We start from the raw sequence: 471 nt of genomic DNA, 5'->3' as shown, positions 1-471 counted from the left end.
GGATGCCAGCAAGGTGGACAGCGTGCAGGTGTATAACGCTGCCGCTCCGGTCAGCGCCGGTGGCGACAATATCGGCGGGGTGATCGTGGCCAAGTCGGCTGCGCCGCAGTTTGCCGAGCCAGGCCAGATATTGCAGGGCGGCGAAGTAGGGGCCTTCTACCGCAGCAATGGCGATGCGCGTGGTGCCAATGCCAGTGCTACCCTGGCCAACGACCATGTCAGCATCAACTACACCGGCTCCACCGCCCGCAGCAATAACTACGACGCGGCTGCCAATTTCAAGAGCGCAGGCGCTGCAGCATCCGGCCGCGCCTGGATGGATGGCGACACCGTCGGCTCCACCGCCTACAAGACTGAAAACCACGAACTGGGCGTGGCCTGGCGTGACAGCTACCAGCTGTTGGAAGCCAAGGTGGGTGTGCAGCGCACCCCATACGAAGGCTTTGCCAACCAGCGCATGGACATGACCGA

1 protein-coding gene is annotated in these 471 nt (G+C 63.3%); it reads left to right on the top strand.

Features of this window, described 5'->3' with window-relative positions; all coding sequences use genetic code 11:
• The coding region (locus tag EAY64_RS20450; protein ID WP_199734485.1) for a hypothetical protein at positions 1-471 on the top strand (471 nt) is incomplete at both ends.

Origin of the sequence: Aquitalea palustris (genome assembly GCF_003693445.1) — a bacterium.
GTDB lineage: Bacteria > Pseudomonadota > Gammaproteobacteria > Burkholderiales > Chromobacteriaceae > Aquitalea > Aquitalea palustris.
This window is presented reverse-complemented; position numbering and strand designations above follow the sequence as displayed.